The following is a 25,817-nucleotide window of genomic DNA, read 5'->3' on the forward strand; positions in this document are numbered from 1 at the left end:
TTTTCATTTGCTGGCATCGTCTTTCAAACGTATTTCATTGAAAATGGTTTTCAATTAAAAGAAAGTGTGATATATTCATATTGTTTCGTGCAAAACAAAAAGAGGAGTGGTTTCCATGCTTGTCGATTATGAAGTGATTATTGTTGGTGGCGGACCAGTTGGCATGATGGTGGCTGGAGAGTTGGCGTTGGCTAAAGTGAAGGTGTGCGTACTTGAGCGCTTAAAGGAAACGACCCCGTACTCACGAGCGCTCACTGGAAATCCTGGATATGCGCGGGTTGAAAGCAAAATTACTTGATAGAGGAAAGCCGATTTCGACGGGGCATTTTGCTGCGCTTGATACACGCTTGGATTTTTCGGTCTTGGACTCTTCTTCCAACTACACCCTGATTATTCCTCAACATGACACGGAGAAGGTGCTTGAGGAGTGGGCGAAAAGTCTAGGGGTGGAAATACGCAGAGAAGTGGAGGTAATGGCCGTACACCAAGATCAGCACATGGTTGAGGTTGAGACTTCCGGGCCGAATGGAAAAGCTGTGCTGACGGCACTTTATGTGGTCGGCGCAGATGGCGCTGCCAGCATTGTCCGCAAGCAGGCAGGCATTCCGTTTGTCGGTAAGAATGCGACTTTTACGGCTATGCAAGGGGATGTTGTTTTAAAAAATCCGCCGGAATCAGGAGCTCCTTCCTACTTTAATGAACGAGGATTAGTCATGATTGTACCCTTGCCAAAAGGGATGCATCGGGTGGTGCTGATCGATTCGGAGCGAATGGCTGTGCCAAAGGAAGAACCAGTTACACTGCAGGAACTGCGAGCAAGTGTGTTGCGTATTCTTGGAGACGATTTCGGGATTTCCGATCCGTTTTGGATGACTCGTTTTGGCAATGCGACCTTGCAAGCTCAGCGTTATCGAGAAGGACGGATTTTCCTGGCGGGAGATGCAGCGCATATTCATTTTCCAGCCGGAGGACAGGGGATGAACGTTGGCTTGCAAGAGGCAATCAACCTGGGGTGGAAGCTGGCAGGCCATTTAAAAGGCTGGGCACCGGATTGGCTGTTGGACAGCTATCATAAGGAGCGTTTCCCCATCAATACCGCATTGCTAACGAATACACTGGTGCAATCACTGCTGTTCGGTAGTTCGGAATTCTCCCCATCCGTTATCGCTTTGAGGAATATGGTGTCCGACCTGCTGCAAATACCCGAGGCAAATTATCGGCTGGCTACCCAAATTTCTGCGTTCAATGTCCAGTATGAAGCGGTTGGGGAGATGCCGCCGCATGTATTGAATGGTCGACGTTTTACAGAGTTGAATCTGCGTCTGGAGAACGGTGAGTGCCAGAATGCATACGAGCTTTTTCATTCTGGTTCATTCCTCTTGCTGCATTTCGGCTCGGATGAACGATTGGACGATGCTCTCGATTGGTCGAAATACAAGCATGTCCATGCAGTTCACGCTTCGCTTGCTAATGGAGCTGCTGACTGGCATGACGTGCATACAGCGTTGATTCGACCGGATGGATATGTCGCATGGGCGGTTTCCCAAGAGGAGTCTAATCCGATAGAAGCTATTCGGAAAGGAATCACCCACTGGTGCGGACATGATTGATTGAAGTGAAATTGTTTTGTGCAAAACAAAATGAAATTGTTTTTCTCGAAACAATCAGTATATAATGGAGAGGAGATGAGATGGTAATGTAGGAGACATGATATGCAAAGCACAGAACTTTCCAAGCAGCGGATCATACAGCTTTACATACAGCTAGTCACGCAGCAAGAGCTGCGAGAAAGCAAATTGACTGCCCGAATGGCAGAAGAGATGCAGAAGCTGGAAGCCGAGATGGGGATGAAGCTAAACCTTACCCTATCGGAAATTCATTTCATTGCCTGTATCGGGGATCATGGTCCCATCAATGTCACGACGATTTCGGAAAAAGTCAATTTAACGAAAGGGTCCATAACACGGATCAGCAAAAAGCTATGGAAGCTTGATTTAATTAAAAGGCAACAGCTGGTTGATAATAAGAAGGAAGTGTACTATCGGCTAACCGCAAAGGGACAAAAGCTGTATAAGATTCATCACCAGTTGCATCAGGACATTGAACAGCGATTTAAGAGCTTTCTGGATAAATACACACCTGAGCAATTAGCATTTTCCCGGGAACTGCTGGAGGATTTGCTGGATTGGGATTTCTAAGTACGGAAACAAAGGGGCGCCATCACACTGATGGTGTCCTATGTCTGTGAACAGTACTCTCGATAAGTAAAAAGCCGGATTACCCCACGGTAATCCGGCTTTTTTGCTTATTTAATCTTAGGGTTGAATTTTGCATTTCTCATAGGAAACCGCTCTTAGTTAGGTATACGTCTGTCTTTCCACTCGTCAACTTCTCTTGGATCGATGTCGAGAACTTCGCAAATATGTATCGCAATCAAGGGCGTTCCACCCCTTGGCCAGGTTAAAGGAACGCCCGCAGGAGGAGCAGATACAGCTCCTATAAGTAAATGTACCACGCTAGCGTTAGATCAGGAAGGAGGAACTTATCACGATGTAGATCATTTGAAAAACATTGTGGAACAATTACGCGAGCAACTGGTGCAATTGTTTTTGGAGAAGAATGATTTGTTGGATGATGCAGTCGTGGAATTAAGTCAGCAATTGGATCAGTACATCCTGGTAATTCAATCAAAAATGATGCAAAAATAAGAAAAAAGTAGATAAGGTTTTATTTGAATTAAGGTTATAGCAACTCAATTTGGAAATATATGTTATAATTCCCTTGAATTTAAAATTTCTAAAAATATACAGGAGGGTAAAATGAATATTAAGAAAATTTCTTTCGCAACTCTCTTACTTAGCAGTTTAGTTGTATCTGGAGCTGGCTCTGCTTTCGCAGTATCTCAAGGTGAGACTATTAAAATAGGTAACCTAAAAATCGTTGAACGTGTATATGAGAACCCAGTAGAGTATGATTTTACAGATGACCTTACAAAGAGTGATTCATCTAAGATTGGTCCCTTTGGCAATGATATGACTGGCAAAGTATATGAAATGTCTAAGAAGGACCTATACAAAGCAAAATCTTATGAAGCTGATATTGAGAACGATAGTAGCGAAAACGATACCTTTTCAAGGAAGGTTACAAGAAAAACATTTCTAACCGGAAAAATAGGCGTGGAAGCCGAGACGAAAGTCAACTGGAGGATCATAGAGGGAAAAGTGGGGATTAATGCAGAAGTCTCCTTTGGAGATGAAGACATTGTAGAAACAACCCACAGTTGGGTCATACCAAAGCGTACGATTACAACCGTTGAATACGGATCAAAAGCCGTAAAAACAACTGGAAGCTTAAACGAATATTTTCAAGGCAGAGTAGTAGATTCTAACTACGTTAACGTCAAATACTCGTACAAAGAGTATTCTAGTAAAAAATCAAAAGATCTATGATCCGACCTCTCCATATACTTCTCCTTCTGTTCATAGTTCTTCTTAGTGGCTGTAGCGAGGCAGTAACAGTCCCTAAAGAGAAGTCATATGTAACTGTCTACGATTATTTCGAAGAAATTACAGGGGAGAATCTAAAAACATCCGTGCTTCAAATAACAAAAAACGGTAATTCGGCAGAACTCACGTTACGAATCTTAATTTCGGACGATTTAAGAGAAAAAATGATGCATACTGAAAAACCCATTTACTTTACGTTTGCAGATATGCCAGGCAACGAGACCATTAAAAATTTGCTTGCTGAGACTCCTTCACACGTTCAAATTGAGTTCAACAGTAAAGAGAATCGGTATACGATTTCGCAACAGCTAAAGCTAAAAGAAAATTTATCGGAAGATGATGAAAAGGCGCTATTGTCTCCTGCTAATTACCGATTTCAGGTCAGCAACGAAGAAAAGCTCTCCGTAGCTAGTTTTATGGGTTTAGAATATTCGCTACTTCCTGAAGATAATCAGAAGTAGCAAATCGCTTGTTACGAATTGTACCTCTTGTGGCAAACGTGGCCACAGCCTACATGGTATTTTTTGGGGGGTACCGCCAACAAAATGTGACTTGGATGTAATAAAAAACTCGTATTCCTGTACGCTAAGGAACACGAGTTTTTCATATTGCCGGTACCCTTTATTTTTCGAGTCTAATACATTATTTTCAGTGAACACCTAGGCTTACTAGCAACTTCTTGTTGTATCCCTCAGCGTGTTATAACGTAAAGAGTGCGCCTACAAAGAGGTTTAAATGATTCTCATTTTAAAGATTCTGACCACTTTAAGCCTAACTGAATTGCTGATGTGGAATAGTTTACCTAATCATGTGATCATAAAGACATGTCAATTAAGTTGAAACGGAGTTTACAGTTTAGCATGGTTATTTATTTGCTTGGGCGCTTGGACTATAGTGCTACAAAGTATGACAGAATCTAAAGTGGCATCAAAGTCATCGGAAAAAATAGTCATCATCAAGAGAAAACGATTGTCGTTAATAACCATATTACTACTAATGGAGGGGTGACAAATGATTTGTTTCGGAAATAACAAATTCAAAACTCCTTTTACTGTCATTAGGATCTATTAACTTAGCGCCACTCTACGCCTTAACCGGCGTAGGGTGGTTCTTTTTGAGCAAAATGAACACTACCCAGTGCCGAAAAAATTGGGCGGAACGTACTGAATGAACTTAACCCTAATTATCCCCGTATGATGTTCCTTTAATATGCCTGTACGCACAAAAATGTTTGAATTTTAACCCATTAGCGTTACATATTACAGGTTCGAACAAAGGGAGCTTTGACAATGGCAAAGATTCGGCTGAATATCATTTCAAAAAAACGGCCCATCATCGCTACAAAAAGAATGGGAAATGTATTGATATTGCCAATGACGGTACAATTGTTTTATTCGATCTGGTGAAAAGAATGGACGCGAATTCAAAGACGATGCACGTTTGGCGAAATCTAAAATTTTGAAAGAAACCGTGCTTTTCGAATTATATTTGGCAGGCAAAGATCTCGATTGATCGAGTGGATATTGTGACGGAAGAATATGATTTGATTGTGCAGCATTCCAAGCTGTATGGCAAAGAACAAAAATCAGTGATTTGGCAGCCATATTTGACGCTGATGGCATAGCAGCCAACTGCCATTAAATAAGTTTTGGAGGTACGATTGAATGGTTGAATTATGAAAAAAGTGTTGAATATCTAGGCGATTATGCAGAGAAATTACTCCAAGTCTTTACTGATGCAGAGAAAAATGGAAGAGGATTTAAAGTGATAGTAAAATGAAAACTGGTTTGAGTGATTTTAAGTATATAGAAAGCACCAGAGTAGCCCTTCCAATGTAATTTTAAAAAAAGCTATTCATTCTTTCCAAAAAGATGTAATCGATCTTAACTAATATAACCCAACTCACTTTCAATATATTGATCCAAACACAGGGAGAACTAGATCAGACCAACATTTCTACTTTAACGATTAGGAGAATAGCATGGAACTTAACTTTATAAAATTAATTGGAATGTTAAAACATAATGTGTCAACTGAGGAAGTTGCTCAAATTCTTAGTTTTCTAATAGAAAACGATTCCTTGCTGTTATTCTCCTTCTATGAGAGAAATCTTCATTTATTCGAGTCGGAGATTCAAGATTTCATCAATGAAAGACGTCTATTTACTAATTCCGAATGGGTATTGCCGTGGGAAGAGACAAGTCCTCACTGGGACAAACCAAATAATACTCCACCAAATATTATTTGGTTCTCAGTAAAGACAACGGACGAGATTATAAAAGCGATAGATATCGACAGTTTGTTTCGATGTGTTGTTGTGAAGGATGGCGACGACTTTTCGAAATACTCGAATATGATATTCCAACAAGAATATTATGCAACTTTTGACGAAGAAAATTTTAAGCATTATATTGGGTTTACGAACAAGGTTGAATTTCTTAACGCCACATGGTCAAAATTAAAGAACCGATTTCATGTAAACTTAGTTGAATAGAGTTGGAGGACCTTATTTGATAAATTCTAACAAGGCCTCGGGTCTGTAAGGGTTTTGTGTAAACTCAATCAACCGATATTAAAAAGGTTTCATCCCCTAATTGGGACATCTTTCATGGAACCAACAAGGTGAAGGGCGTAAGGCGAAGCGAACCCTTGACACGTTGGTGTAGAGAAAGACAATCCCTTAGGGGTTGAAGCCTTTCTTTATTTTTTAACGGATGTGTGGATGTAGGAGATCCTAGAATCATTGATGCCATTGAACCAAGCATAGCAATAAAGCCGGTTACACCCTTAGCGTGGTGAAAACAAAATGTTTTTGCTTTCTGAATCGCTTAGGTTAATAACGGATGAACATCCTTTCTGGATTGTTGGAAAATATTGTTGGAAAAGAGTGGCTCAAAGCTAAAGACCTTCTAGCGGGAGACGTATTGATTACTTTGGATGATAAGAAACTAGTGTAACTACCTTTTCTACAGGATCATTTCGAGAGACATGGATCAGACTTTGGTCTCAACCCCCAGTGGAATATGCAAAATGGCAAATGACTTCTTTAAAAACAGAAGTAATTCTCAGGTTAAGGTTGATTGCGAGGGAAAGATTAGAGAGTATGACCAAAATACCGACATTTTTGGTTCCTATAATTCTCGTGGTTATACTAGAATCTTCTTTAAACCTACATCACCTACTTATTGGAGTAGGCAACCAGGGAGATGATGATCAATATGAACAGGTGCTTTGTTTGCAATTACAATGAACTTTTGGAGGCCCCATACGATGAAAGGGGAATACCTTCAGACGAAATATGCCCGTGTTGTGGGATTCACTATGGTTATGATGACGATGATGTACCTGATAAAGAGGCGGTTTACAAAAAATGGAGAGATAATTGGGTTAGCAATGGATGCGTTTGGTTTTCAAAAGGGAGACGCCCTCCTGTAGGTTGGAATTCAATCGAACAATTAAACAGAAGTAAATAAATCATATCTAGGGCAGCACCATTTGTTGAAATATCTACTTAGAGGCACAGCCTTCTTGATTAGCCAACTCACATCAATTAAACTAATCCGCTAGATATGCTCAAGTTCAACGAGTTAAATTTTCTTCCAACTATTTGTCTATTAACAGGAAGAAAAACTCATTTAAAGTACGGCTCTTGAACCTCATTGCACACCAAGTGTGCGCCTCTTTATCTGAGGAGAGAGGACGGTGTCAGCTTAATCGTAACACTATTTGAAAGCTTGGTTGTATCGCGGAATGGTAGAATCTTTGTGTCGTCAGATAATAGGATTAACTGGGTACCTTCTTTACTTCAACAACGCCTCTCTAAACTAATCCGAAAAGGTAACTTTTCGGATTAGTTGGTTATTACTTCTAAAGATCCATGGTATTGGGGCCAGGCCGTCGTACAGCATACAAGGATAGCGGGATGATTCATTGTGTTACACAACAACCTTGATTCCAGATAATGGTTTCATCTGAACGGGTAGGATAGAGAAATACCGGCAGGACCTATCCCAGCAGTTCTTTGGCTCCGTTCATCACTAAGGGCATTGTCTGTTTAACGAATGATTCCGCACTAATTAGACGCCCCTCATTGTTCCAAACGTAAGCCGCCCCATACATCCCCCAACTTAACATGATAGAAGCTGTATTTATTAAGAATTGCGCGTTTGGACTCGATAGCATCTTGTCTTCGTCTATAAAGGAAAGAAGAATCGTTTGAATTTTTTCCTTTATTTGAATTTCGAATACAGGTCCAAGCGATTCATACCTTCTTTTACACATAGTGCTTAGACCCTTGTGAAAATCGCATACACCCAGAAAAATACTCTGAATTGTTTCTTCATTTAATACTTCATGACCGCTTATTCTACGATTTATGATAGTCATAAATGATTCCATTAGTTTGGCCTCAAGAATTTCGAACTTATCTACAAAGTGCGCATAAAAAGTCGTTCTGTTAACAGTAGCCCGCTCTGCAATATCCCTAACGGTTATCGATTCAAAATCTTTCTCTTGAATTAGTGAATCGAAAGCGTCTTGAAGGAGTCGCCGTGTACGTACCACACGAGGATCAGCTTCATTCTTTTTCATTGTCATGGTTAGGATCTCCCCCATAAAAACGACATTATAGAGATGGTGTTGTCTATACAACGGTTTAGGGTTATTGATGATTGCGCATCAATCAGTTGTTATTATAACCTACAAATACAACAAGTGTTGTTCAAACAACCAGTGTTGTATTTGAACGAAAAACTGCATGCAGCTTTTCCAAACCAAAAGGAGGAGAGAACCATGTCAATTTCACAACCATCGCAAACGATGGAGTACCAACCTTTTTTCGATGTTATTCAAGAACGCCGGTCGGTTCGTAGTTATAATCCCGAGGTCAAAATTTCGCGGGAGGAACTGGCCGAAATACTGCGGCAAGCCACGCTGGCTCCTTCAGCCGCTAACCTGCAGCCGTGGCGGTTTCTCGTTATCGACGCGCCGGAGCTGAAGCAGAAGCTGCTTCCGATCGCATTCAATCAACAGCAAGTGGTCGAAGCTTCGGCTGTCGTCGCCGTTCTTGGAGACCTCAAGAACATCCGGATGGCCGAGAAGATTTACGGTCAAGCTGTCGATGCGGGCTTCATGCCTGCGGATACGGCAAAATCGATGGTTAAACACTATACCGGCATGTATTCGAGCATGCCACTCGAGGACATCCGCCAAATCGCTTATACCGACGGCGGGCTAGTATCGATGCAACTCATGCTTGTCGCCCGCGCTAAAGGATACGACACGGTACCGATTGGCGGCTACGACAAACAAAAGTTCATGGAAGCTTTCCGCATATCAGAACGCTACATTCCGATTATGCTGATCGCCATCGGCAAGGCGGCGAAGCCCGGTCATCCGACTGTGAGGCTGGCAGTCGATGAGGTAGCTTTCTTTAACGAAATGCCTAAGGAATAACAAACTGTAAAAGGGGGACCGCCAGCATTTTAACGAAAATATGCGCTAAGCCGCCAACCATTACCGGATTGGCGTTTTTTATTACTTTAAGGATAATCCGGCACTTTGCAAAGAACCCAACCAAATAAAACAAGAGCAAGAAGAGATATGAGTCCGAATACGGCACGCCAACCGATAAGGTCACCAAGCAAGTGCCGACCGGCACCCCGAACGTAAGTGCAATCGGCGTTCCTACCATCACGACAGCCAAGGTGCTCAAATTGGTTTGTAAAGAATGCTAGTTTTACAAAATAGCAGCTATTCAATTTGGAACCACATGGACTACGCAGTGTTTGTAACAAAAGCACCTTTAAAACGTAATCCGTTCATGTCTGATGACACAAACATGTATACCAACGGGGCGGTTTCATAATCACTATTTACTTGTAATTGCTGATTATAATTCAAGGGTGAATACGTTCCAGATGAACGGTATACATGTTTGTGTCATTTTGGTACCTATATTTGTGTCACTCGACAGTTCACAGTAGGGGTTTACTCAGTCATTATCATGGGATCCAGATAATTATACATAATATCAATTATGTATAAATAACGAAAGTACTCACAAGCCACTTGACAATCCATAGATGGAGGTTTATCAAACAATATCGGAACATGCAAAATACGTCTAAAAAAATCCTCAACGTGCGATACTGCGATGTAAAGTAATAGTATGTTTGAGTTGCAAAATCGATTGGCAGTATGCTTGTGTCGGCAGACATGTACTATTATGGAGAGGGGCTACTTAGTTGTTTTAGACAATATGAAGATCGTGGTATAAAAAGTCTACACATTCCTTACATACAAAAGTGTTTTGTAAATTAACCTTCCTTTGTATGGAATGAAGCAATGCTTGTTCTTTTCTTGTCACCAGTAGCACTTGATTTAGGGGAACATGTTAGGAACGGGATAGCTGCTTTGATTGCCGTAACTATTTGGAGCCTTTCTCTGCAATTGGCCACGATTTAAAATTCATTAACTCCTCATTCACGCAGGGGTAGTGCCTTCTTTTTTCAATCGATTATAATAGCGTATAAAAGCCATTTATGGTTAGGAGAAAGAGGGAACCTCCATGACTTATACGACACAGGAAAACGGTGTTTTTCCAGCAGTCTGTTCACTTGATTGCCCGGACCAATGTGGATTGCTCCTTCATAAAAAAGAGGGGAAAATCGTCAAAATCGAAGGGGACCCGAACCATCCGGTGACGAAGGGGAATATTTGCAACAAAGTCCGCAACATGACAGAGCGCATTTACGATCCCAAGCGACTCACGCATCCGTTGAAGCGTGTTGGCAAAAAAGGGAGCGGGGAGTTTGTTCGAATCAGTTGGGAGGAAGCGGTCACTACCATAGCCGAACGCTGGCGTGCCTTGATCGACTCAGACGGTCCCGAGAGCGTTTTGCCTTACAGCTTTTACGGGAACATGGGGCGAATTAGTGTCGAAGGAATGGATCGCCGTTTTTTCCATCGGATGGGGGCCAGTCAACTTGACCGTACGATATGCAACAGTGCAGGGGCTGTAGGGTACAGCTACACGATGGGCGGAGCTTTTGGAACAGATCCGGAAGACACCGTTCATTCCAAGCTGTTCATCATGTGGGGAATCAATACGGTCAGCACCAACATGCATCAAGTGGTATTTGCAGAACAGGCTCGAAAAAATGGGGCGAAGATCGTCGTGATCGATGTCCATAAAAATCAGACGGGTCGATGGGCTGATTGGTTTATCCCGATTTTACCCGGAACAGATACAGCTTTGGCTTTGGGTATCATGCATGTGCTTTTTGCAGAAAACTTGGTGGATTCAGCCTTTATGGAAAAGTATACGGTAGGACATGAAGAGCTCAGGGAGCATGTTCGTACCTACGATCCTGCTACCGTATCAGCCATAACGGGAGTCCCTGTCGACGATATTTACAAATTGGCCAGAATGTATGGTACCACTTCCCCGTCCTTTATTCGCATTGGAAACGGCATTCAGCATCACGACAATGGTGGAATGTGTGTAAGGACAATTGCTTGTCTTCCGGCCCTGACAGGGCAGTGGCTCGTCAAAGGTGGTGGGGCCAATAAAGGAAATAAAGGTTTCTTGGAGCACAACAAGCTTGCCGTGCAGCGACCAGATTTGCTGGCCAATAAACAGACGAGAGTCATTAACATGAATGAGCTTGGAAAAGCGTTGCTCGATACAGAGCCGCCGGTGAAATCGCTCTTCGTCTACACGAGCAACCCAGCCATTGTTGCACCGGATGGAAACAAAGTACGGCAAGGCTTGGCGAGAGAGGATTTGTTCACAGTCGTACATGACTTATTTTTGACGGAGACGGCTCTTTATGCCGATATTGTTTTGCCAGCGACGTCTTCTTATGAAAATACGGATTTTTACACGTCGTATTGGCATCATTACATTCAACTTCAGCAGCCGGTGATCGCCCCGTTTGGAGAGAGCAAATCCAACACGGATGTTTTCCGCTTGCTGGCTGCCGCCATGGGGTATGACGAACCTGTTTTTCAAGACAGTGATGCAGAGATGGTCAGACAGGCGTTGGAGGGGCACGGCAATCCTCATTTGGAAGGAATCACGTATGAAACTTTGGTCGAAAAACAATATGCCAAAGCAAATTTGGAACCTTTCTTTTTGGAACATCTCCCCACCCCAAGTGGCAAAATTGAGCTTTACTCGCAGGCAATGGAAAAACGAGGGCTGCCCCCATTACCGACGTACACGCCATTGTTGAATGATGGGGATTTCCCGTATTTATTTGTGCCGGGGCCGAATCACAACTATTTGAACTCCACGTTCTCGAATAATGAGAAGCATAAGAAAATGGAGAAAATACCACGTTTGCATATGAATGAGGCAGATGCGTCTGCATCAGGCATAAGTGACGGAGATACGGTCCGCATATGGAATGAGCGGGGAGAATGCGAGCTGGTTGTATCGATAGGAGAAAATGTTTTACCGGGAGTGGTGGTTAGTCAAGGCTTGTGGGCTGATGCTCCTCACTCAAAGCATTATGTAAATGCGCTGACCCCGGATCGCATCGCGGACATGGGGGGAGGAGCTACCTTTTTTTCCGGGCGTGTCGATGTGGAGAAGGTCATACGATAAAAATCAGCGAGTGTCTCGATTGTAGCCGGACACTCGCTGGTTACTTTTATTACCCGAAAGGATAGCAAGGGTTATAGTGAGGGAGTTGCCCAATGATCATAGTTGCTGTAAAACCAATTCATCTTAATTATTTTTGAGCTTTACACAAAAACAGCATGTCTTTAATGATATCTACGACAACATTTGGCTGATCAATATGAATGGCATGTCCAGCATTTTCAACGATGATATGCTTGCTGCGGGTTGATAATTTCGTAAGCTCTTTATGTAAGTGGACCCAAGCAGCCATAGATTCGGGATTATGATGAGGTTGTAATGTACCCGATACGACAATGAGTGACTTGTTGCCAAGTGATTTAGAATTCCGAGCTTGTTCAAAGCTTTCTTCTATCTCTTGAATAGAACCTTCAAGAACAAACTGACTATAGTACGCTGCTTGAACTTCATCAGAGAACAAAGGAACCATGACTTTATTTTGATCTTCATGACATGGATCTAATAAAATCACTCCGGCAACCTCTTCTGGGAATGTACTTGCATATAGTCGAACATTCAATCCCCCAAAAGAGTGCCCGACCAAAACGTAAGGGGGAGACACGTTTGCTTTCTGAAGCAAGCTTCTAAGATTCTCAATGATTTGCTGACTATGACGAGGTCTTTTATCACTTTCACTTTCCCCTATACCTGCTCGGTCATAAATGAACATCCTAGTATGCTTAGAAATGTCACCACCAATCGAACTCCAGTAGTTCAATGTACACCCATAACCAGAATCAAAAACCACCGTCGGAAAATCACTTATTTCACCAAAATATTTGAAACATAGTCTAACTCCACCGATGTCGAGCTTTTGACTCGGTTCATTTATTCCAATGTCACTCATTTTATCTCCTCCAAATATTTTTTTATTTGGTTCATTTCCACAAATCATGCAATCATCCTTTTTTTGCAAGAGAACTTTAGCTATACCCTTTGCATACAAAAAAGTGTCCCTACTGCACATGGCAGAGGGACACTTTTTAATGTCACTTACAAAACAAAGCTGACGATGACACCGGACAAAAGACTAACCAGCGTGGCACCGAACAACAGCTTCAACCCAAAGCGAGCAACCACATTGGATTGTTTCTCATTCAGCCCTTTCACCGCACCAGCGATAATGCCGATAGAGGAGAAGTTCGCGAACGAAACGAGGAAGACGGAGAGAATTCCTACTGTACGTGGGCTCAGTTCAGATACGACTTTTCCCAGCTCGATCATCGCTACAAACTCGTTCGTTACGAGCTTCGTCGCCATGATACTACCAGCCGTCATCGCTTCCCCAAAAGGAATGCCCATCAGGACGGCAAAAGGAGCGAAGACGAATCCGAGCATTTCTTGGAACGTCCAGCCGAAAATCATGCCGAACAAGCTATTCACAGCGGCGATCAAAGCAACAAAACCGAGCAGCATGGCTCCCACAACTACCGCTACCTTGAATCCGTCCATGATGTACTCGACGAGCATTTCGAAAAAGGACTGCTTTTCATTACTTTGAATCTCCAGTAAATCTTCTTCTTCGTTCACTGTATAAGGGTTGATAATCGAAGCGATAATAAAGCCGCCAAACAGATTCAAGAACAGGGCCGTGACAACGTATTTTGGCTCAATCATCGTCATGTACGCACCGACAATCGACATCGAAACTGTTGACATGGCTGACGCGCACAGCGTATACAGACGGTGCTCCGGCAAGGAACCGAGCTGTTTTTTCACTGTGATGAATACTTCATTTTGGCCGACAATAGCAGAAGCAACAGCGTTGTAAGACTCCAGCTTACCCATGCCGTTAATTTTGCTCAGAACAAAGCCTATTGCTTTCATGATCATCGGCAAAATCTTGAAGTGACGTAAAATACCGATGAGGACGGAAATGAAGACGATTGGGAGCAAAACACCAAGGAAAAAGGACATTTGTCCGTCGTTTGCCAGATTGCCAAATACGAAATTGATTCCTTCCGCAGCAAAAGCAAGAAGCTTTTCAAACGATTTGGAAATGGCTGAAACGAATATAAACCCAAACTTGGTATGCAGAAGAAGAAAGGCGAGCAAAAATTGCAGAGCAATCATGACGATGATCGGTCTGTATTTGACCTGTTTTCGACTATTGCTCCCTAACAATGCTAACCCGATCACGATGAGTATGCCAGCGATGGGAATGATAAAATTCATTACAACCTCCAAGAAATTAAATAGTACTAAACTTAAAAGGCAAAAAAACGCACTTCCCGACAAGAGAAGTGAAAGCGGTTTATATTCTATCATCCCGATAATATGATTGCAATTTATATGTATGTTCAGAATTGTTGTCTGTTTGCGTTTGGAGCGCTGAAATCGGGCGTACTAGCATAAGCCCACCACCATACGGTTTATGGAGGAGGTGAAATCCCTTGGATGAGTTGCAGAGGCTCAAACAGTTTATCACTTCAGCAGAGCATGTCTGGACTCAGATCGCGAATTCGCCGAGAGGAAAGCCTGTTTATACCGTAAACGGTGTGGATTACACGCCATTGCCCGAAAAATACAACACCAAACGAAAAATCTCCCGTATTTTCCGCCGGTATTGGGGGAAGCAATTGACGGAAGTGATGATTCGGAATCTCCATTTGCGGATGCTGAAAGGTAAGCTCTGTGTTCCTTACCGTGACATCCCGCCTTTTCCAGCAACCGTGCTGTCGTTGCAGATAAAAGTGAATCTGCCGGATCATCGGACCGTGGCTGCGATCCTGAGCGGGGGAGGGAAAAAAACAAGAGTGGACTACCGTTTGATCCGAGTCGGCGCAACCAAAACGTTCACGATCATGAAACGCTCAGGCGAGCAGTTTGATCTGAGATATCAATCTCTGGCTACCATACCCCTCAACCCGAAGGCACAACCCGTACGTAGAACCAAGCAACGGGGAAGAACCAAAAAGTAACGAAAAGCTCCTCAATTCCCCCGAAACATAAGGGGCGAGGAGCTTTTGTTATACCGTTACGTACGAATGGAAACACGGTACTCCCGCAGCCAATAATCCAGCTGACCGAGATAGGCGAACAACTGAGGTGTACTCATGAGTTGACCGAAAAACGGAATGCTCGAAGCCTGTGCATCTGACTCAGCAATTTTTCGAATCGTTGGAACATCTACCAGTTGAAGCAGTGGAGAGGAAGAGTCGTTTATGATATCCAGCAGCCAAGAGCGAACAGCTTCCGTATAGGCTGGATTGTGTGTTTTTGGGTACGGGCTTTTCTTGCGGTACAAAACCTCATCAGGCAAGATTCCTTCCATGGCTTTTCGCAAAATTCCTTTTTCCCGATGCCCGTACGTCTTCATATCCCATGGGATGTTCCAAACGTATTCCACGATACGGTGGTCACAGAACGGGACACGCGCTTCCAGACTGGCCGCCATACTCATTCGGTCTTTGCGATCCAATAATGTGTTCATGAACCACGTTATATTCAAATAAAACATTTCCCGTCGGCGAGCTTCAATCGGATCTTCCCCTGGAAGATGTGGGACTTCATTGAGAGATTCCTCATATCGCATGGCAACGTATTCCTCTGGTTTGACCCAATCACGAAGATCAGGGGATAGCCAGGTGGCACGTTCTTTTGTCGCTCTCGACCAAGGAAAGGTTCCGGCATTTAACAGCTCCTCACGATGAAACCACGGATACCCGCCAAATACTTCATCTGCACATTCTCCAGAGAGGACGACGGTTGTCTCTTTTTTTATTTCGCGGCAAAACAGGTAAAGGGACGCATCTACATCAGCCATCCCCGGCAAGTCGCGGGCGAGTGTCGCTGTTTTCAAGGATTCGATCAAATCTTCAGTGTCGAACTCAATCGTGTGGTGCTCGGTTCCGAGAAACTTTGTAACGAGTTGCACAAAAGGTTCATCCTCATTCGGTTGAAAAGCACTCGCCTTGAAATGTTTTCGGTTGTCGACGTAATCGATGGAGTAGCTGTGCAGGGTGCCGCGGCCTGTTTTTTGAAAATGATTTGCCGCAACGGCTGTAATAATGCTCGAGTCCAACCCACCTGACAAGAGGGTCGAAACGGGCACATCCGCAACCAATTGGCGTTCAATCGAATCCGTGACTAACTCCCTGACACGTTCCGCTGTTGTCTCCAGGTCATCTGTATGTGGGTGGCTTTCGAGCTGCCAGTAGCGTTTTTGCTTGACGCCATCCCGCGTCACTAACAGATAAGCGCCGGGCCGAACCTCGTGTACGTTGTGAAAAACACCATGGCCAGGCGTACGGGCGGGACTGATTCCGAAAACCTCCGCCAAGCCTTCACGAGAGAGCTCTGGTTTGACTTCGGGGTGAGCGAGCAAGGCTTTCAGCTCAGAGGCAAGCAGAAATGAACTGCCTCTTTGCGCATAAAACAGCGGCTTAACCCCCATACGGTCACGACCGACAAACAATCTTTGTTCGCGTTCGTCCCAGATCGCAAAAGCAAAGATTCCGTTTAGCTTTGACAGACATTCTGGGCCCCACTCCAAATACGTGTGCAAAAGCACCTCCGTGTCCGAGTGAGATTGAAAAGTATGTCCGCAAGCAAGCAGCTCTGCTCGCAAATCCTCAGTATTATACAATTCACCATTGTAAATCATGGTGCAGGCATGTTCGTTTTTGAGAGCCGACATGGGCTGCTGTCCGCCAGCAGGGTCTACGACCACAAGGCGACGATGACCGAGGGCTGCGCGAGGAGTCAGCCAAAAGCCTTCTGCATCAGGGCCTCGATCCTTGAGGCATTGGGTCATTTTTTGCAACACATTACGTTCACCAGATAAGTCCTTTTCCCAATCAATCCATCCTACAATTCCACACATGGCATGATCACCCTTCTCCTGAAGCATTGCACACACAGCGTATGCAATTAGCCCAACGAGGTTGTCTGTCCAGCAGGGAATTGTGGGTAATATGCGGAATTTATAGAAGATTTAAACTAAGGGAGGCTACGGTGGACAATCTCACGTTATTGCTCATTGAAAGAATGGGCATTCTTTTGACGCTGGCATTTATTTTGACAAGGACACCGTTGTTTCGCCAGCTTTTAGACCGCGAATTGCACGTAGGGACGTCAATTGCATTTTCCGTGATGTTCGGGTTGTTTGGGATTGCAGGTACATATGCAGGAGTGGTCGTGCAAGGGGAGAGCTATCTTCCTGCGTTTTGGATATTTCGTTTGTCCCATGATGAAATAATTGCCAATTCTACTTTGGTAGGGGTCGTTATTGGAGGTTTGCTAGGGGGACCTCTCGTTGGCTTGGGGGCAGGTGTCATGGCTGGACTTCATGTCTTTCAATTGGGAGGATTCGCCGCAGTACCGATGGGCTTGTCGATCCCGATCACGGGGTTGCTGGCAGGATATGTAGCGCGTTTTTTCTCACAGGAGCGGGTTATTTCTCCGTCCAAAGCCATGTTCATCGGCATGTTCGCGCCCATTATTCAGATGTCGCTTTTATTGATCATGGCAGCTCCACCCGAGCTGGCGCGAACCATGGTCAACGTAATTGGAATCCCGATGGTGCTGACGAACAGCGTTTCGATTGCGATTTTTACGACGATGATACGGGTTGCCTTGCAAGAGGCAGAACGTTCGGCTGCCATTGAGGCGGAGCGTTCCTTTACGATAGCGGAAAGAATTTTGCCACACCTGAAAAGGGGGCTTACACCGCAAACGGCTCAGTCCGCAGCCCTCGTTTTACAAAAAGAAACGAAAGCAGCAGCCGTTGCGGTAACCGATCGAGAACGGCTTCTTGCGCACGTTGGAGTGGGGGCAGATCATCATCATCCGGGAGAAGCGCTCCATAGCGAGCTCGATAAGCGGGCTCTGTATAGCGGTGGAATCGACAAGGGATTGTCGCGAGAGAGTGTCGGGTGCAAGCGGAAAAATTGTAGCCTGCATGCCGCGATTCTCGTGCCGATTAAAGAGGGGGACAGCGTCGTTGGTCTGATCAAACTCTATTATCGGAGGCCGCAACAAATAGGAAGGGTCCAGGAAGCATTGGCAAAAGGGCTTGGCAACCTGATCTCCAATCAATTGACCCTATCTCTCACGGAGCAAATGAAAGGTTTGATGAAGGATGCAGAGTTGCGGATGCTACAGGCACAGATTCATCCTCACTTTTTGTTTAACACATTAAATTCAATTGTGACCTTGATACGAATTGATCCGCAGCTGGCCCGGCATATGACCATTCAGCTTGGCGTGTTCATGCGTTTTAACCTGAAGCTAACAGCGAGTCCGCTTGTCACCGTGAGACAGGAGTTGGATCACCTGCATGCTTATTTGGAAATTATCAAAATCAGATTTTCCGAGCAATTCGCCGTTCGCACTATCATTGATGCGGGGGTAGAGGAAGCTCTTATTCCCCCTGGCACGTTGCAGCCGTTATTTGAGAACTGCATTCAGCATGGTGTTCGCGACATCACGAACGGCGGTGAGATCATTCTCCATGTGAAACGGGAGGATGTGCATGTTGTTTTTCAAATCGAAGATAATGGACAAGGCTTTCCAGACAACTTGCTGCCAGTTCTAGGAAAGGTGCCCATGGAGAGTAAGGAGGGCAACGGAATTGGCATCCATAATGTCAACCAACGTCTGATCAGCTTGTGCGGACAAGATGCCCAACTTCATTTTGCCAATAAACCAGAAGGCGGCAGTACGATTACCTTTACGATTCCGATTACAAAAGAGGTGAGTGCCTGATGCCAATACGCGTCATGATTGCAGAAGACGAGCGACTAGCACGCGAAGAACTGAGTTATTTACTGCTACAGGAAGGAGACGTAGAACTGCTGCCCTATGCTACTAACGGGCGAGAGCTTTTGGAATTGGTCGATGTGCACGAGCCGGATGTCGTCTTCCTCGATATGAAAATGCCTGAGCTGGAAGGAGCGCAGGCAGCGAGAATGCTCGCTTCACGCAAGCAGCATCCCCTCATCGTTTTTTGTACCGCGTATGAGGAATTTGCCATCGATGCATTTAAGCTGTACGCCGTCGACTATTTGTTGAAGCCTACGGAGCCCAAGCGGTTGGTAGAAACGATGCAAAGAATACGAGAGCGTCTGGTCAAGCCAAAAGTAGAGCCTGTCCAGACCAAACGAACCAAGCTGTTGGTAGAAGACAACAGCAGATTAGTGGTTATTGATCCAGCGACGATTGTCTATGCAGTGCGGGAGGAGCGATATGTGCAAATCGTCACCCAAACGGCTACCTACTCGACGAGAATGACCCTGACACAACTGGCGGATAAGCTTTTCGCATACGACTTTTTCCGTACCCACAAAAGCTATTTGGTCAATCTTCAATACATAAGCGAGCTCGAACCCTGGTTCAACGGTGCCTACAACCTGATTTTGAAGGGAGAAGGTAGACCACGTATTCCCGTGTCCCGGACCTCCGCCAAGGATTTGCTCAAACGGCTCGAGGAGTAAGCCTGGTGATCCATTGGTTTGCAGATCGTGGTTAAAAATCTGCCACTGACACACGCTCCCCGACATCTTGCGCAGAAAAATACACGGTTAGAAAAGGATTCTCTACAATGTAGGAAGCGCTTACATTTTGTAGATGAGGGGGAGGTTCCCATGGGCAAATCCGCTTCGGCAAAAAAAGCCGAGGATCAGAAGAAGGATGCTGTTGATTATGCAAAAGTGATTCAGTCAGCCACTTTCAAAGAGCTTTTAAGAAGAAAAAAAGCATTTATTTTGCCATCTTCTATTTTTTTCTTCGTGTTTTACTTTACCCTTCCGATTTTAACCTCCTACTTCACCGTACTGAATCAACCAGCGTTTGGAGCCATTTCGTGGGCGTGGGTATTTGCCTTTGCTCAGTTCGTCATGACATGGGGTCTCTGTATCCTGTACACGAGGCGGGCAGAGCAGTTTGATCAGCTCGTTGAGAAAATCAAACAAGAGGCAGGTGGAAGGGGCTAATGAACGTTACTGCATTTTTACTCTTTCTCGTCATTGTTCTATTGACGCTTGTCATCACTTTTTACGCTTCGAAAAAGACGAATACGACTAGTGAGTTTTATACCGCTGGAGGAGGCTTGACGGGTTGGCAAAACGGCCTCGCGATTGCGGGAGATTACATGTCCGCTGCTTCCTTCCTGGGAATTGCCGGAATGATTGCGTTGAGCGGGTTTGATGGATTCTTCTACAGTATCGGTTTTCTTGTCGCGTATCTCGTTGTGCTCTACTTGGTAGCAGAGCCTTTGCGTAATTTAGGAAAATACACGATGGCTGATATGATAGCCGCGCGTTTTGACAATAAAAAGGTTCGTGGTGTCGCCGCTCTCAATTCGATTGCCATCTCGATTTTTTACATGATCGCGCAATTGGTCGGAGCAGGCGCCTTGATCAAGCTGCTCTTGGGGCTGGATTACACGACCTCCGTATTGATCGTAGGGGCATTGATGACGATCTATGTCGTCTTCGGCGGGATGACGGCGACCTCGTGGGTGCAGATCGTCAAGGCGGTTTTGTTGATGGTCGGGACATTCATCATCTCTATGATGGTTTTCGCCAAATTCGATTTTAATCTATTGAAAATGTTCGAGCAAATGAAGACGGCGACACCATTGGGAGAACAATTCCTCAATCCTGGCAACAAGTTTAAAGTAGGGCTCGATACGATTTCACTGAATCTCGCGCTTGTGCTCGGAACAGCTGGATTGCCGCATATTTTGATTCGTTTCTTCACCGTAAAAGATGCCACAACAGCTCGCAAGTCGGTCGTGTACGCGACGTGGATCATTGGTGTCTTCTATGTCATGACGATCTTCCTCGGCTTTGGGGCGGCAGCGTTTGTCGGAGCGGGCAATATGGACCCGGCAGGTAACATGGGAGCTCCTCTGCTTGCGCAAGCACTCGGCGGAAATTTCTTGTTTGCCTTCGTGTCCGCGGTTGCCTTCGCTACCATTCTCGCGGTAGTGGCTGGGCTGGTGCTGACTGCGGCTTCTGCGTTTGCGCACGACTTTTACGGACACGTATTACGTCAAGGAAAAGCAACGGAAAATGAGCAGATGAAGATGGCCAAATGGGCGTCTGTCGGAGTCTCGATTGTCTCTATCTTGCTCGCCTTGTTTGCGCAAAATCTGAACGTGGCTTTCCTTGTTGCCTTGGCTTTCGCAGTAGCGGCGAGTGCAAATCTACCAGTGATTTTGTTCACGATCTTCTGGAAAAGGTTCAATACGGCGGGAGCAATCAGCGGGATGCTCGTCGGATTGTTCAGCGCTCTCATTCTGGTTGCGTTGAGTCCGAACGTTTGGAATCCTGTGGCTGGAAAAGCTATTTTGGTCGGCGAAGCGCTGTTCCCGTTACCGAACCCGGGTATTGTCTCGATCCCGTTAGGGTTTTTGGCAGCATGGATCGGAACCTTGTTGTCCAGCTCCCGTGATGATAAGAAGTACGATGAAATTTTGGTGAAAGCGAATACAGGAATGAAAGATTCAGCGTAGAAACAGTAAACATAGGAAGCTCATGCCACGAAGAGAAGGCTGGGGTTAGCCCCTGGTCTTTTTTTCATTTTTGCAAGAAGGGAGAGGTATTGTCCGTGACGACGATCATCTTTTTCCTTGCCGTCATTATCGGGACGATGGCCATCACTTATTCGGCTGCCCAACAGACAGGAACGACGAGAGATTTCTATGCAGCTGGAAATCGCTTGAATGGGTTACAAAATGGCATTGCCATTGCAGGAGATTACATGAGTGCTGCTTCGTTTTTGGGGATTGCGGGAACGATTGCGATGTACGGCTTTGACGGGTTCGTGTATGCGATTGGCTTTTTTGTCTCTTATCTGATTATTTTGTTTTTAGTAGCGGAGCCGTTGCATAATTTGGGGCGATATACGTTGGCAGACGCGATTGCCGTCAGGTTTGACAGTCTTTGGCTGCGTGGCGTTGTTGCCTGTACGACACTATTAATTACGATTTTTTACATGCTGGCGCAATTAGTTGGGGCAGGTGCCCTCATTCATTATTTATTGGGAGTCCGTTACGATACGGCGGTCCTGATTGTCGGGAGCCTGATGACATTTTACGTCGTGTTCGGCGGGATGGTTGCGACCTCATGGGTTCAGATTATTAAAGCGATTTTGCTCCTGACGGGGACGTTGATCTTAAGTCTGATCGTGTTTGCACGTTTTGATTGGAGCTTCTCCGAAATGTTTTCCCATGTGAGTACGATTACACCTCTTCAGGAACAGTTCTTGCAGCCGGGTAATCAGCTTCATGATCCGCTGGAAACGATCTCCCTGCATTTGGCCTTGATTCTCGGTACCGCGGGACTGCCCCATATTATCTCCCGGCTGTTCACAGTCAAGGACGCAAAGACGACGCGTAATTCGATTTACACCGCTACTTGGGTCATCGGCGCTTTTTATTTGATGACGATCTTCCTCGGCTTCGGGGCGAGCACGTTTGTAGGCTATGAGGCATTGAAAAATGTGGGCTTCGGGGGGAATTTGACCGTCACGCTCTTGGCGGATGCTCTCGGCGGAGAGTTTTTGATGGCGTATATTGCTGCCGTTGCCTTCGCGACGATATTGGCAGTCGTGACAGGACTCGTGCTCTCCGCCTCTTCTGCATTCGCGCATGATGTCTACAGTCATCTGATCAGGCGAGGGGTGGCATCAGAAAAAGAACAAGTTACCATGGCAAAGCTTTCGTCAGTTGCGGTGGGCGTGATCTCTATTTGGCTGGCGATCGGTGCAGAAAAAATGAACGTGGCGATTCTCGTTGCGCTGACGTTTGCGGTCGCAGCATCATCCAATTTGCCACTGCTGTTGTTTACCTTGTATTGGAAGCGGTTTACTGTAAGAGGAGCGATTTGTGGTGTCCTGACAGGGTTAACGGCATCAGTAGTCCTTGTCTTCTTGGGACCGACTGTTATGCATCCCGTAACCGGACTTATTCGTGCGGAGCCACTATTTCCACTGACGAATCCTGGATTGGTCTCTATACCCCTCGGCTTTCTAGGGGCAGTGCTCGGAACACTACTGGATCGACCTGATCCGGATGCCGAGAGGAAGTACCAACGCGTACTGTTTCAGGCGTTGACGGGAATCCGAGTTCCACCTGCGAAGAAAACGGAACAAGAATCTGCATAAAGCCCCGCCGCGTGCCCCACTCTAGGAATAAAGGAGGAGGGGTAAGTGGGGACGACGAAAGAGTCAGACGCTTTATCACATGACCAGCCAGATGTTTATGAGCGCGCAAGGCTGGCACTGAATGATCTGATTGGCGAGCTATGTGAAGCACTGGAAGAGGAAGATACCGAAGCCTTTAAGCGAAAAGGCTATGAAATGATCGGAAGCTACTTTCGTGAGCCGGTCAACACCGGGGAGTTAACGTTGATCTATGCAGCGGTGCTTGCCGATATCCTCTATAAGCTGGAGTTGTCACAGCATGAGGAAAACGTAACGATGATCCGTGATGAGTACAGCATGATGAAAAAAGACGATTGAGTGGCGACCCCGTTTGAGGGTCGTTTTTTGATTGGCACGATCTCACCCTGCATGTTTCGTTGGGCACTCATTCATACTACGGGTAAACGACATCAAAATGGGTGATTGGTATGGAAAAGGTCGGGCTCGTTTTGCAGGGAGGGGGTAGCCGTGGAATTTATACTGCTGGCGTTTTGGATTACTTCATGGAGCAGGAGCTATACATTCCGTATGTGATTGCTGTATCAGCAGGTGCATGCAATGGGGCGGCATACCTGGCGAGACAGCACGGATTGGGCAAGATTTATCATACGAAATACATTCGTGATCCCCGATACTTTCACTACAAAAATTTGATCAAGAAGCGCTCGCTGTTTGGCATGGATTTTATTTTCAATGAAATGCCTAACAAACTGGAGCCGTTCGCCTTTGATCGGTTTCGTGAAGCCAAGGAACAGTTTGTCGTTGTCACGACGGATTGCGCGACAGGGGATGCCGTTTACTTTACGAAAGACGACTGTGAGGATATTTTTCATGTGATTCGGGCTTCGTGCAGTCTTCCGTTTCTATCACCGAAAGTTGCGTTCAACGGACGTAAACTATGGGATGGAGGCATCGTGCATCCGGTACCTTTTGTGAAGTCCAAGCTTGATGGCAATCAAAAACATATTATAGTGCTTACTTCTTCTTGTCCGCCAAGTGAGTGGATGCGCAAGCTTTCGCGTGTCGAGCGTTTTTTTCCCAAAAGTAAGCGCTTGTGTCAAGCATTCATTCGTCATTTTCGTATCTATTGTGAGGCTATTGAGCAGGTCAAAGAGATGCAAAAGGAAGGCAAAGCGTTTGTCATCGCACCTCCCGTCGGTACCTTTCTACGAGGTTTTGAACGTCAAGAGGAGAAGCTGGAGCATTATTACTCACAAGGCTACCAGGATGCACGTACCCAATTTTCTGGGCTTTGTACATGGCTTGGTCTTGGAAGACACAGATGAAAAACGAGGAGGAATCTGTTCCGGGGATGTTTTTTCGGCAAAATCCCGCGAAACAGGTTTTTTCAAAGCAAAGATAGGGAAGAAGCATCAGGGGAGGACGGAATCAGGAGGAAAGACCCCATGAAATATGTGAATGTAGACCTAGTAGAGCCAGGAGACGTTTTGGCTCGAAGCATTTATACAAGCGAGGGTTTGACGCTCTTGCATGCAGGTGTCCAACTGACTGTCGGAATGATTAATAAATTACGCCGGTTTGGCGTCACGATGTTAAGCATCAAAGACCCGCTGCTCGACGAAGTGAAAGAGCAGGAGGTCGTCACGGAGACCACTCGGAAGGACGCAATCCGCAATCTGTCACAAGCGATTTCGTGTGTGCAGTCCGGAAAAAACTTCGATGTCCGCGGCATTCAAAAATCAGTGGGAAGTATCATCGATGAAACCTTGAGAAATCGTCGTGTGCTCTTGAATCTGGGAGAAATTCGCACGACCGACAACGCTATGTACATTCATTCCTTGAATGTGTGCATGATGGCGACAGTAATGGGCGTTGGATTAGGTTATAATACGGCTCAACTAAAAGAGCTCGCCATCGGCGCCCTCTTGCATGACATTGGAAAGCTGTCAGTCGACAAGGAAGCACCAGCATACAAAAAGAACAGCAAAACGAATCATCATACCTGGCTGGGCTTTGATCTGTTGCGTAAAAAACATGAGATGAGTATTGTGTCCGCACATGTCCCTTTGCAGCATCATGAATGGGTGGATGGTAGTGGGCAGCCACGAGGACTGACTGGCGATGAGATTCATGATTTCGCCAAGATTGTGGCGATTTGTAACTACTATGACAATCTCATCTCGCCTTTTTCGGGGGAAGAAGAGACGTTGCCAGCGTATGAGGCTTGCGAAAAAGTCATGGGGCTTGCGGAGAAACGCTTCGATCATAAAATGGTCATTCACTTTTTGCGCTCGATTGCCATGTACCCGACAGGAACCTCGCTTAAGCTGTCAACAGGCGAAATTGGTGTGATCATTGATCAAAATAAAGGCTTGCCTTCGCGCCCAGTCGTTCGGGTTATTCGAAGAGACCAACAGGCGACTCGGCGGATGGTGGATGATCATGAGATTACGGACATTGATTTAAGTGAAAAGCCTACTATTTTTATCACGGCTGTCATGGACTAGGGCATTGAAAGATTAGGACTCCCTATCAGGGAATATCCCTACCAA

Annotated in this window: 20 protein-coding genes and 2 pseudogenes; 18 read left to right on the forward strand and 4 right to left on the reverse strand. The window is 45.3% G+C overall.

Annotation, left to right across the window (positions count from 1 at the left end):
- Positions 1-115: 115 nt before the first annotated feature.
- From KB186_RS03460 to KB186_RS03485, 6 genes and pseudogenes are all read left to right on the forward strand, one after another.
- Positions 116-1,610, forward strand: a pseudogene (locus KB186_RS03460) (monooxygenase).
- Between the two features lie 102 nt (positions 1,611-1,712).
- Positions 1,713-2,198 (forward strand): MarR family transcriptional regulator, encoded by a 486-nt coding sequence (locus KB186_RS03465; RefSeq protein WP_221867209.1) that lies wholly within the window; start codon positions 1,713-1,715, stop codon positions 2,196-2,198.
- A gap of 363 nt (positions 2,199-2,561) precedes the next feature.
- Complete coding sequence (locus KB186_RS03470; RefSeq protein WP_229088030.1) at positions 2,562-2,708, forward strand: aspartyl-phosphate phosphatase Spo0E family protein; 147 nt, start codon at positions 2,562-2,564, stop codon at positions 2,706-2,708.
- Between the two features lie 111 nt (positions 2,709-2,819).
- Positions 2,820-3,449: a hypothetical protein gene (locus KB186_RS03475; protein ID WP_173609739.1), complete on the forward strand. Its 630-nt coding sequence runs from the start codon at positions 2,820-2,822 to the stop codon at positions 3,447-3,449.
- Positions 3,450-3,592: 143 nt separating this feature from the next.
- Positions 3,593-3,967 carry a hypothetical protein gene (locus tag KB186_RS03480; protein WP_229088032.1) on the forward strand — a complete coding sequence of 125 codons (375 nt, stop codon included), beginning with the start codon at positions 3,593-3,595 and terminating at the stop codon, positions 3,965-3,967.
- Positions 3,968-5,487: 1,520 nt separating this feature from the next.
- A complete protein-coding gene (locus tag KB186_RS03485; RefSeq protein WP_221867207.1) occupies positions 5,488-6,000 on the forward strand; it encodes a hypothetical protein in 513 nt (170 codons plus the stop codon).
- Between the two features lie 1,511 nt (positions 6,001-7,511).
- Here KB186_RS03485 and KB186_RS03490 read toward each other — a convergent pair.
- Entirely contained in the window at positions 7,512-8,102 is a 591-nt protein-coding gene (locus KB186_RS03490) for a TetR/AcrR family transcriptional regulator (RefSeq protein WP_173609736.1), read from the reverse strand.
- A 195-nt stretch (positions 8,103-8,297) separates the two neighbouring features.
- On the opposite strand from KB186_RS03490, the gene KB186_RS03495 reads away from it, so the two are divergent.
- The 3 genes and pseudogenes from KB186_RS03495 (at position 8,298) to KB186_RS03510 (ending at position 12,117) form a co-directional block, all read left to right on the forward strand.
- A complete protein-coding gene (locus KB186_RS03495) occupies positions 8,298-8,960 on the forward strand; it encodes a nitroreductase family protein (RefSeq protein ID WP_173609735.1) in 663 nt (220 codons plus the stop codon).
- 873 nt (positions 8,961-9,833) lie between these two features.
- Positions 9,834-9,968: pseudogene (locus KB186_RS03505) on the forward strand (DUF418 domain-containing protein); the annotation flags it as partial.
- A gap of 106 nt (positions 9,969-10,074) precedes the next feature.
- Positions 10,075-12,117, forward strand: a complete 2,043-nt coding sequence (locus KB186_RS03510; protein ID WP_232773111.1) for a molybdopterin-containing oxidoreductase family protein — start codon at positions 10,075-10,077, stop codon at positions 12,115-12,117.
- Positions 12,118-12,244: 127 nt separating this feature from the next.
- Here KB186_RS03510 and KB186_RS03515 read toward each other — a convergent pair whose 3' ends face one another.
- Together KB186_RS03515 and KB186_RS03520 are read right to left on the reverse strand one after the other, a co-directional pair.
- Positions 12,245-13,000 (reverse strand): alpha/beta fold hydrolase, encoded by a 756-nt coding sequence (locus KB186_RS03515; RefSeq protein WP_221867205.1) that lies wholly within the window; start codon positions 12,998-13,000, stop codon positions 12,245-12,247.
- A gap of 146 nt (positions 13,001-13,146) precedes the next feature.
- Positions 13,147-14,328, reverse strand: coding sequence for a NupC/NupG family nucleoside CNT transporter (locus tag KB186_RS03520; protein ID WP_232773112.1), 1,182 nt, complete (start codon positions 14,326-14,328; stop codon positions 13,147-13,149).
- 218 nt (positions 14,329-14,546) lie between these two features.
- Here KB186_RS03520 and KB186_RS03525 point away from each other — a divergent pair, with 218 nt between their 5' ends.
- Positions 14,547-15,074, forward strand: a complete 528-nt coding sequence (locus tag KB186_RS03525) for a hypothetical protein (protein WP_173609731.1) — start codon at positions 14,547-14,549, stop codon at positions 15,072-15,074.
- A gap of 56 nt (positions 15,075-15,130) precedes the next feature.
- Here the strand turns inward: KB186_RS03525 and asnB are convergent, their stop codons facing one another.
- Entirely contained in the window at positions 15,131-16,978 is a 1,848-nt protein-coding gene (gene asnB / locus KB186_RS03530) for an asparagine synthase (glutamine-hydrolyzing) (protein ID WP_173609730.1), read from the reverse strand.
- Positions 16,979-17,109: 131 nt separating this feature from the next.
- Between asnB and KB186_RS03535 the strand changes: the two genes are divergently transcribed.
- From KB186_RS03535 to KB186_RS03570, 8 genes are all read left to right on the forward strand, one after another.
- Positions 17,110-18,861, forward strand: a complete 1,752-nt coding sequence (locus KB186_RS03535; RefSeq protein WP_173609729.1) for a LytS/YhcK type 5TM receptor domain-containing protein — start codon at positions 17,110-17,112, stop codon at positions 18,859-18,861.
- Positions 18,861-19,589 carry a LytR/AlgR family response regulator transcription factor gene (locus KB186_RS03540; protein ID WP_173609728.1) on the forward strand — a complete coding sequence of 243 codons (729 nt, stop codon included), beginning with the start codon at positions 18,861-18,863 and terminating at the stop codon, positions 19,587-19,589. Before KB186_RS03535 ends, KB186_RS03540 begins: the two co-directional genes overlap by 1 nt.
- A gap of 150 nt (positions 19,590-19,739) precedes the next feature.
- Positions 19,740-20,087, forward strand: a complete 348-nt coding sequence (locus KB186_RS03545) for a DUF485 domain-containing protein (RefSeq protein WP_017247858.1) — start codon at positions 19,740-19,742, stop codon at positions 20,085-20,087.
- Positions 20,087-21,613, forward strand: coding sequence for a solute symporter family protein (locus KB186_RS03550; RefSeq protein WP_232773113.1), 1,527 nt, complete (start codon positions 20,087-20,089; stop codon positions 21,611-21,613). Before KB186_RS03545 ends, KB186_RS03550 begins: the two co-directional genes overlap by 1 nt.
- A gap of 89 nt (positions 21,614-21,702) precedes the next feature.
- On the forward strand, positions 21,703-23,265 hold the full coding sequence (locus KB186_RS03555; RefSeq protein ID WP_370646645.1) for a solute symporter family protein: 1,563 nt from the start codon (positions 21,703-21,705) through the stop codon (positions 23,263-23,265).
- 45 nt (positions 23,266-23,310) lie between these two features.
- Complete coding sequence (locus KB186_RS03560; protein WP_232773115.1) at positions 23,311-23,622, forward strand: hypothetical protein; 312 nt, start codon at positions 23,311-23,313, stop codon at positions 23,620-23,622.
- Positions 23,623-23,732: 110 nt separating this feature from the next.
- Positions 23,733-24,590, forward strand: a complete 858-nt coding sequence (locus KB186_RS03565; protein ID WP_173609724.1) for a patatin-like phospholipase family protein — start codon at positions 23,733-23,735, stop codon at positions 24,588-24,590.
- Between the two features lie 120 nt (positions 24,591-24,710).
- Positions 24,711-25,772 carry an HD-GYP domain-containing protein gene (locus tag KB186_RS03570; protein WP_173609723.1) on the forward strand — a complete coding sequence of 354 codons (1,062 nt, stop codon included), beginning with the start codon at positions 24,711-24,713 and terminating at the stop codon, positions 25,770-25,772.
- Positions 25,773-25,817 lie beyond the last annotated feature (45 nt).

The organism is Brevibacillus sp. AF8 (assembly GCF_021270385.1).
Classification (GTDB): Bacteria; Bacillota; Bacilli; order Brevibacillales; family Brevibacillaceae; genus Brevibacillus.

Coding starts and splice junctions, on each gene's coding strand:
- KB186_RS03465 (WP_221867209.1), top strand. CDS start 1,713: ATGCAAAGCACAGAACTTTCCAAGCAGCGGATCATACAGCTTTACATA.
- KB186_RS03475 (WP_173609739.1), top strand. CDS start 2,820: ATGAATATTAAGAAAATTTCTTTCGCAACTCTCTTACTTAGCAGTTTA.
- KB186_RS03485 (WP_221867207.1), top strand. CDS start 5,488: ATGGAACTTAACTTTATAAAATTAATTGGAATGTTAAAACATAATGTG.
- KB186_RS03490 (WP_173609736.1), bottom strand. CDS start 8,102: ATGACAATGAAAAAGAATGAAGCTGATCCTCGTGTGGTACGTACACGG.
- KB186_RS03495 (WP_173609735.1), top strand. CDS start 8,298: ATGTCAATTTCACAACCATCGCAAACGATGGAGTACCAACCTTTTTTC.
- KB186_RS03510 (WP_232773111.1), top strand. CDS start 10,075: ATGACTTATACGACACAGGAAAACGGTGTTTTTCCAGCAGTCTGTTCA.
- KB186_RS03515 (WP_221867205.1), bottom strand. CDS start 13,000: ATGAGTGACATTGGAATAAATGAACCGAGTCAAAAGCTCGACATCGGT.
- KB186_RS03520 (WP_232773112.1), bottom strand. CDS start 14,328: ATGAATTTTATCATTCCCATCGCTGGCATACTCATCGTGATCGGGTTA.
- asnB (WP_173609730.1), bottom strand. CDS start 16,978: ATGTGTGGAATTGTAGGATGGATTGATTGGGAAAAGGACTTATCTGGT.
- KB186_RS03540 (WP_173609728.1), top strand. CDS start 18,861: ATGCCAATACGCGTCATGATTGCAGAAGACGAGCGACTAGCACGCGAA.
- KB186_RS03545 (WP_017247858.1), top strand. CDS start 19,740: ATGGGCAAATCCGCTTCGGCAAAAAAAGCCGAGGATCAGAAGAAGGAT.
- KB186_RS03550 (WP_232773113.1), top strand. CDS start 20,087: ATGAACGTTACTGCATTTTTACTCTTTCTCGTCATTGTTCTATTGACG.
- KB186_RS03565 (WP_173609724.1), top strand. CDS start 23,733: ATGGAAAAGGTCGGGCTCGTTTTGCAGGGAGGGGGTAGCCGTGGAATT.
- KB186_RS03570 (WP_173609723.1), top strand. CDS start 24,711: ATGAAATATGTGAATGTAGACCTAGTAGAGCCAGGAGACGTTTTGGCT.